8 protein-coding genes are annotated in these 8,780 nt (G+C 30.0%); all 8 read left to right on the top strand.

The features are described 5' to 3' along the window. Positions 1-282, top strand: a 282-nt coding sequence (locus tag WBG30_RS04020; protein WP_424503359.1) for a zinc finger domain-containing protein, incomplete at its 5' end; no start/stop codon positions are given. Between the two features lie 89 nt (positions 283-371). Then, on the top strand, positions 372-842 hold the full coding sequence (gene lspA / locus WBG30_RS04015) for a signal peptidase II (protein WP_424503358.1): 471 nt from the start codon (positions 372-374) through the stop codon (positions 840-842). 64 nt (positions 843-906) lie between these two features. Beyond that, positions 907-1,776 (top strand): glycine--tRNA ligase subunit alpha, encoded by an 870-nt coding sequence (locus tag WBG30_RS04010; protein WP_424503357.1) that lies wholly within the window; start codon positions 907-909, stop codon positions 1,774-1,776. Positions 1,777-1,829: 53 nt separating this feature from the next. Continuing rightward, positions 1,830-3,908 carry a glycine--tRNA ligase subunit beta gene (glyS, locus tag WBG30_RS04005; protein WP_424503356.1) on the top strand — a complete coding sequence of 693 codons (2,079 nt, stop codon included), beginning with the start codon at positions 1,830-1,832 and terminating at the stop codon, positions 3,906-3,908. Between the two features lie 223 nt (positions 3,909-4,131). Beyond that, complete coding sequence (locus WBG30_RS04000; RefSeq protein ID WP_424503355.1) at positions 4,132-5,052, top strand: hypothetical protein; 921 nt, start codon at positions 4,132-4,134, stop codon at positions 5,050-5,052. Between the two features lie 16 nt (positions 5,053-5,068). Further along, complete coding sequence (locus WBG30_RS03995; protein ID WP_424503354.1) at positions 5,069-6,445, top strand: carbohydrate porin; 1,377 nt, start codon at positions 5,069-5,071, stop codon at positions 6,443-6,445. A gap of 166 nt (positions 6,446-6,611) precedes the next feature. Continuing rightward, entirely contained in the window at positions 6,612-7,601 is a 990-nt protein-coding gene (locus tag WBG30_RS03990) for a LacI family DNA-binding transcriptional regulator (RefSeq protein ID WP_424503353.1), read from the top strand. A gap of 19 nt (positions 7,602-7,620) precedes the next feature. After that, positions 7,621-8,780 (top strand): ABC transporter substrate-binding protein (locus tag WBG30_RS03985; RefSeq protein WP_424503352.1); only part of this gene is annotated, 1,160 nt, incomplete at its 3' end.

Genomic DNA, 8,780 nt, shown 5'->3' with positions numbered 1-8,780 from the left:
GATGCAAAATTAGAATTATATATAGCTGATGAAAAGTTAAAAACTTTTGTTATGTCTAATAAAGATCTTTTAGAGATGGTATTCTTAGTATCTCAATTTGAAATTGTAGATGAAAAAGTAGGAGTATTTACAGTAGCAGAAGAAATAGAAGGATTAAGTTTAAGAGTTAGTCATGCAACTGGTGAAAAGTGTGAAAGATGTTGGAAATATTCTGAAAACTTAGGAACAAATTCAGAATATACTGATATTTGTCCTCGATGTACAAATGTAATTACAAAATAAAGAATTAAATATAATTAAATTATGAGAAGAAGAGAGGGTAGATTAAGGTCTTTCCTCTCTTCTTCAAATTGAAAATAGGGGGAGCAAATATGAAATTAATTATTTTAATTGTAGCCCTTTTAGGAATAGATCAGTGGACTAAGGAATTAGTCGCAAGATCTATGTCTGAAGGAGATACTATAGGCATCTTAAACGATTTTTTTCATGTAACTTACGTTAAAAATCACGGTGTAGCCTTTGGAATGTTCCAAGGGGAAATAAAAGTTATTAGTATAGTGGCCATAATAGCTATATTAGGAATAATATATTTTATGATAAAACAGTTAAAGCCTCATGAAATTATCTCAAAATATGCATATGCCTTTATATTATCAGGTGCTATTGGAAATATGATAGATAGAATCTATAGAGGATTTGTAGTTGATTTTGCAGATTTTCGTGGTATTTGGAAGTTTGTATTTAATATGGCAGATGTTTGGATTAATATAGGTGTATTTTTATTAATATTAGAGGTAATTGTATTAGAAAGAAAGAAAAGGCAATTAAAAAAGAAAAACTAAAAATCAGCATAAACTATGTCTAGAAAAGTTTTTAGTTTTAAAGAATGAGAAGCGGGAGGCAATAATGAATTTTCAAGATATGATAATGGCATTACAACAATTTTGGGGGTCAAAAGGGTGTGTAATAGGAAATCCCTATGATATAGAGACAGGAGCAGGAACATTTAATCCAAATACTACATTGATGGCATTAGGACCTGAACCATGGAGTACAGCCTATGTCGAGCCTTCAAGAAGACCAAAAGATGGTAGATATGGTGAAAACCCAAATAGAGTCTATCAACATCATCAATTCCAAGTAATAATGAAACCATCACCACTTAATATTCAAGAACTTTATTTAGAAAGTTTAAAGATGTTAGGAGTAGATCCATTAAAGCATGATATTAGATTTGTAGAAGACGATTGGGAATCTCCAACTTTAGGTGCATGGGGACTAGGTTGGGAAGTATGGTTAGACGGTATGGAAATTACTCAATTTACTTATTTTCAACAAGTAGGAGGAATTGAATTAGATATTACTCCAGTTGAAATTACTTATGGTTTGGAAAGAATAGCTTTATATATTCAAGAGAAAGAGAGTGTCTATGATCTAGAGTGGGCACCAGGAATTAAATATGGTGATATGAGATTACAATATGAATATGAACAATCAAAGTATTCGTTTGAACTAGCTGACTTAGATATGCACTTTAGATGGTTTGATGAGTGTGAAATTGAAGCTCATAGAATATTAGATGAAGGATTAGTATTTCCAGCCTACGACCTTGTATTAAAAGGGTCGCACATTTTTAATGTTTTAGATGCTAGAGGAGCTATTTCTGTAACAGAGAGGCAATCTTATATATTAAGAGTTAGAAATATGTCTAAAAGATGTGCTGAAGTATTTTTACAAGCAAGAAAAGATTTAGGGTATCCACTTTTAAAAAAGTAGAAGCTGTGTAATAATAGATAAAAAAACTCATAATAAAAAAATAGAGGTGAAAGATGAATATTTTATTAGAAATTGGTATGGAAGAAATACCAGCAAGGTTTCTAAAACCTGCACTAAATGACCTAGAAAAAAATATGAAAATTTATTTAAAAGAAAATAGAATAGTTTTTGAAGACATGAAAACATATGGGACTCCTAGAAGATTGATATTATCTATATCAAATTTAGCAGAGAAACAAGAAGATTTAAATATATTAAATCAAGGACCTGCAAAGCATATTGCTTTTGGCTCAAATGGAGATCTTACAAAGGCAGGAATGGGGTTTGCAAAATCTCAAGGAATAGAAGCTACAGATTTAGAAATAATAGAAACTTCTAAAGGAGAATATATAGCAGCTAAGAAATTTGTGGTTGGGCAAGAAACTAAAGCATTACTGCCAGAAGCTTTAAAAGGATTGTTAGAGGGATTAACTTTCCCTAAATCTATGAAATGGGCAGATAAAAAAATGAAATTTGCTAGACCAATTCAATGGCTCTTAGCATTAGAAGATAATAACCTAATTGAATTTGAAGTGGCAGGATATAAAAGTGGAACAGTATCCAAAGGACATAGATTTTTTGGAGAAAAAGAATTTAATGTAACTGATATAGATGATTATTTCAAAAAAATAAGAGCTAATAACGTAATTATTGATATAGAAGAAAGAAAAAATATGATCGTTGAAATGATTAACAAAAATTGCTCATCAGCAGGAGAAAAAGTAGTTATTGAAAAGGAACTATTAGAAGAAGTAACTAACCTTGTAGAATATCCATATCCAATTGTAGGGACATTCAATTCAGAATTTTTAGAGGTACCTCAAGAGGTTCTTATCATTTCTATGCAGGTACACCAAAGATACTTCCCAATCTTGGATTCAGATGGACATTTATTACCTAAATTTGTAGTAGTTAGAAATGGTATAGATGGATCTGAAAATGTAAGAATAGGAAATGAAAAGGTATTATCAGCTAGACTTTCTGATGCAAGATTCTTCTACCAAGAAGACCTTAAAAAACCATTATCTGAAAATGTAGAAAAATTAAAGAATGTTGTGTTCCAAAAAGATTTAGGAACTATTTATAAAAAATTAGAAAGAAGTAAGAGAATCGCTGAAAAATTAGTAGATATTTTGGGGTTTGATGGAAATAAAACTGATATATTAAGAACTATAGAATTGTCTAAAGCAGATTTAGTTTCTAATATGATAGGAGAAAAAGAATTTACAAAATTACAAGGGTTTATAGGAGCAGAATATGCACTTAGATCTGGAGAAAATGAAAAAGTTGCTAAAGGAATAGAGGAACATTATTATCCTAGATATCAAGGGGATAAATTACCTCAAAATATAGAGGGGGTAATTACGGGTATTTGCGATAGAATAGATACTTTAGTAGGTTGTTTTGGGATAGGACTTATTCCAAGTGGATCAAAAGATCCGTTTGCTCTTAGAAGAGCGGCATTGGGAATAGTAAATATTATATTTAATTCAAAATTAGATCTGTCAATAGATGAACTTATAAATATAAGTCTTGATACTCTAGAATTAGATGGAGTATTGAAAAAAGATAAGAATAAAGTGAAATCTGAAGTAATGGAATTTATGAATCAAAGAATAATAAATGTATTCTTAGATAAAGGATATAGAAAAGACTTTATAATGTCTGTTTTAAATGTTAAGAATGAAAATCTATTAGAGGTAGAGAAGAAGTTATTAACACTGAATAAAGTATCTTCTAATGAAAATTTCAATGAATTGGTTTCTCTTTTAAAAAGAGTTGGGAATATATCTAAAGACTATAAAGGTGTTGTGAATGTAAGTGAAGGGCTATTGAAAGAAGACGCAGAAAAATCTCTTTATAGTTTTTACATGGAATTTATGAGTGTATCTGAAGAAATCCTAGGTAAAAATGACTATTTAACTTATTTAAAGACTATTCTTTCAGGAAAAGAAATAATAGATGGTTTCTTTGATACGGTAATGGTAATGGATAAAGATGAAAAAATAAAAAATAATAGATTATCGCTTTTAACTTCTTTAAATATTATATTTAATAGAGTAGCAAATCTTAATTTAATAGATATAAAATAATAAATAAAAATAAACTCAAAAAAGGATTGGTCTATGACCAGTCTTTTTTTGAGTTTATTTTTATTTGAATTGTGCTTAATTTATCTTTACTGTCTTGAAATAAAACTAAAAAAAAGAATAAAGTGCAAAATTAATTTAATATTTAATTTGACATTTAAGGAAAAGTGAACTAAACTAATAATGGAAATTATGATGAAACGTTTCCAAAAATAGGAGGGTGTTTATGAAAAAAATATTGATAGGAATCTTGATAATTTTAGGAACGATAGTCTATGGAAAGGGAGTAGAAATTCCTAAGAATAGAATGGTTGAATATCCTTTTGTAAATTTTGAAGAAATAAAGATAACCGACTATAAAGAAAATCCAATGGAACAGGTTAAAATAACTATAAATACTGTAACTTATGAAAGAAAAAATATGGAATCAGAGCGTATTTCTAAAGAATCATTAAAAGAACCATTTATATTTAAAGAAAAAATAAATACAATTAAGGATGAAACTACAGAAATCTTTCAAACAAATAAAGAAGGAATTGCTAAGATAGACAAAAAAATTGAATTTGGAGATTTAATAAAAGATTTAAATTTTAAAGGTTCATTTTATTCTGCAAAATTTGATAAAAAAATAATAAAAATGGTTATCACAGTAGAAAAAAATGGATATACTGCAAGGCAATTTACTTATGAAGGGGAATATCCAAGTATCTTAGAAGTAAGGTTAAAAAGTCAAATGAAAAGTGAAAAAAAATCAAAAGTTTTAGGAGAGATTAGTGTAGAGGAAAAAAATGACAATTTAAAAATTTTAAAAAATTTAGCAAAGGATAATAATTTAGAATTAAAAAATTATAGTAAGATTGAGATTAAAAATAAAAATTATACCGCTTTTGATTTAGGTTATAAAAATAATATTGAAGGGACAGAATTAGAATTTAACAGTTATATCCTTCCGTTATTGGAATATGGAAAAAGCTTGAGTTCTTCTGATGCAGAAGGAATTGTTTTTAGAGTAGATGATAGAAATGGAGATACTTATAAGTATTTAATAAGAAATGATATTTTAAAAAAATATAATAATTATGAGCTTAGTGCTAAAGAACTTTATAGTAGGGTTATAAGAATAAAAAATAATAAAAGATTAAATTAATTAAGGGGGAACAAGAATGAAAAGATTAGGTTTTGGGATCATGGCTTTATTACTAGCTGGAACAGTAACAATGGCAGCAGAAACAAAAATGGAATCGACTCCGATAGCAGGGTTAACAATGGAAGATTTGGATAAGAGGGTAGAAGACAAAGTTAACACTATGCTAGTTAATAACGATTCTTTAGAGGTTCATGGTTATGCAAGAGCCGGAGTTTTAGTAAATCAAAATGGGAAACAAGTTACAGGTGGGGGAGGAAACGAAGGAACACCGAGTAGAAAATTAGTTGGTAGATTAGGAAACGAAACTGATAATTACTGGGATTTACATATTAAGAAAAAATTTAAAACAGATACAGGAGTATGGTCTAACTTTACTTTAACAATGGCACAACATGATAACAATAGAGAAAGATTAAATGAAGGAAATGGTTCGGCAGACGTAGCTGTAAGACAAATATTTGCTGAAATGGGTGGATTTGCCTGGAACCCTGATTTAACATATTGGGTAGGAAAAAGGTTTTATGGTCAACAAGATATCCATATAACTGATTTTATGTTTACTGATTATGCAGGAACAGGTGCAGGAATACAAGGACTAGCAAATGGAAAATTAGATTTAGCTTATGTAGCAGGATCTAGCTGGCAAGATGATCTTTTAACTGGAAATGGAAAGTTAATGAGTCACAACTTTATAGCTAGTTATACCCTTGATAACTGGAAATTAGATGGAATGGTTATGTTTGCAGATGGGAATGCAGATTACTTAAATAAGGGAACTGGGACATCTCCAGCGACTGATATAGATTATGCAGAAACTGGATATCAAGCAACGGCTACATATAATAATTCTAGTTTCTATGGCATAGAAAATGGTTTTAGTAAGGCATTCTTCCAAGCTGGATATGGATTAGGTTCAGGGACTAGCGGATTAGGACATACCCAGTGGAACTGGACAACTATGCAAAAGGATATTTCATATAGAGTGGGAACTTTTGGTGTAACTGAAGGAGAAAAATGGTCATTTATGCCTGAAACAGTTTTACAATATGATGTAAATGACGCAAGTAGTAATGATAATAAATTAACAGCTAGTGCAGCTATAAGACCGGTATATAAAGTAGTAGATAATTTCTCAATTCAATTTGAGTTAGGATTAGGATATGAAGGATTCGATAAAAACAAAGATAAAAATGGAGTAGAAAGAAATGGAATGTTTTATAAAGCAACTGTAGCTCCTACAATTAGCTTGAATGATTCATTCTGGGGGAGACCACAACTTAGAACGTTTGTATCATTTGTAGGTTGGACTTCAGATGTAGCACCAGATACAAAGACAGTAGCAGGTTCAGACAATGAATTAAGAGCAGGTGTTCAAGCAGAGATCTGGTTCTAAATTTCTTTAAAATTAAATTTGGAAACGATTCAAGATTGTTGAAAATAAAAAAAGGGCAAAGAAGTTCTTTGCCCTAATAAAAATCCCTCTAATCTATTAAATAAGTTGTTGAAAAAAGAAAATTAGTTTAAAATAAATATAAAAGAGTTATAGAGGGGCGATAAGGATGGCTAGATATACAATTAAAGATATAGCTAAGATGGCAGGTGTGGGAGTAGGAACTGTTTCTAGAGTAATTAACAATCATCCTAGTGTAAAGGAAGAGACAAAAGATAAAGTATTAAAGATAATAGAAAAAGTAAATTATAAACCCAATGAATTAGCTAGAGATTTAAAAAGAAAAAAAAATAATGTGATAGGGATATTAATTACTGGATATCCTAATCCATTCTTTGATGATGTAATAGGTGGTATAGACAGAGAATTAAAAAAAGAAGGATTATCTTCTCTCATTCATTATACAGAATTAGAAGATTTTCATGTAGCAGTATCATCACTTATAGATTATGATGTAAAAGGTATAATTTATTTAGGAGGAAGATCTAAAGATAATTTAGAAGGAATAAAGGTTCCATTGGTTCTTGCTTCTACAACAATAGATAATTCATGTTCAGATAAATTTCATATGGTAAGTATAGATAATAGAAAAGCTGCTTATGAATCTGTAAAATTTTTGATAAATAGAGGCTGTAAAAAAATAGGTATTATCATATCAAACTATGAAGATGAATTAGCACTTGAAAGGATAAAAGGTTATAAAGATGCTATACAAGAAGCTAAATTAGATTATGAAATTATATGTGAAGGGGAATATACAGCTAAAGGGGGATATGAAGGAGCAAAAAAAATGTTTAAAAAAGAAAAACCTGATGCAATATTTGCTATATCTGATCTTATGGCAATAGGAGCTACAAGATATATATTAGAAAGTGGTTATAAGGTTCCAGAGGATATTTCTATAATTGGATTTGATGGGATTGAGGAGAGTAAATATTACTATCCGTCTATAACTACAATTGAACAGCCAAGAAAATTAATGGGTGAGATGGCAGCTAAGTTACTCATAGGAGATGTAAAAAGTGAGCAAGGGAAAAGAATAAAAAAACAGGATATTTGCTTAAAAGTCGATATGATAGAAAGAGAAAGTACAAAATAAATTTATTTTTGGGGGAAATATGAAAAATTATATGAAGGGATTAATGGTTGGTGGAGCAATGCTTCTTACTGCTTGCGGTGGAGGAACAGAACAAAAAGAGGAAAAAACTGTAGTAGATATATTTCAATTTAAGGTAGAGATAGCAGAGCAGTTTGATGAATTATCTCAAATTTATATGAACACGCATCCTAATATAGAAATAAATATAGAAACTGTAGGTGGAGGAGATGACTATGGTGCAGCACTTCGTGCTAAGATGGCATCAGGAAATGAACCAACTATATTTAATGTGGGAGGACCACAAGATGTTTATGACTGGCAAGATAAATTAGTAGATCTATCAGATGTAGAATTAGCAGGAAAAGCATTTGATGGAGCATTAAGTGGAGCAACGTTAGATGGAAAAGTTTATGGATTACCATTTACTCAAGAAGGATATGGGTTTATATATAATAAAGAATTATTAAAAAAAGCTGGAATAGATGCAAAAACTATAACTAGTTATGAATCTTTAGAAGCTGCTGTTAAGATGTTAGATTCTAAGAAAAAAGAATTAGGATTAGAAGCTGTATTCGCAACTGCAGGTAAAGAAACATGGGTAACAGGATTACATTATTCAAATGTAGCTTTAGCACAAGAATTTGGAAGTGTATTTGATGCTTATAATGCTAAAAACGTTGAGTTTACATATTCAGATGGGATGAAAAAATTATTTGATCTACAGATAGATTATGGTAGAACACCTATAAATGCGACTGATTATTCTACTCAAGTAGAAAGATTATTCTCTATGAAAAAAGTAGCTATGACACAACAAGGAAACTGGGCATTTGGATCAGTTAAAGGGATAGATGAAGAGTTAGCAAAAAACATAGGATTCTTACCTATGCCAATTGTAGGAGCTAAAGAAAATGCATTACCAGTAGGAATTCCAATGTATTGGACTGTAAACAAAGACTTAAGCGAAGCTCAGATAAAAGCCGCTAAAGACTTCTTAAACTGGATGTACACATCTGAGATTGGAAAAGATTATGTAATTAATAAATTTAACTTCATACCACCATATAAAGGTTTTGATGGAGATAACTTACAACCAAAAGATCCATTAGCTAAGGATATAATGGCATTTTCAGAAGCTGGAAACACTATTCCTTGGGTATTTATGGGATATCCTACAGG

The sequence above is a fragment of the Psychrilyobacter sp. genome, from assembly GCF_049671765.1.
GTDB lineage: Bacteria > Fusobacteriota > Fusobacteriia > Fusobacteriales > Fusobacteriaceae > Psychrilyobacter.
Note: the sequence above shows the minus strand (reverse complement) of the source record. Positions and strands in the feature narration are given on the sequence as shown.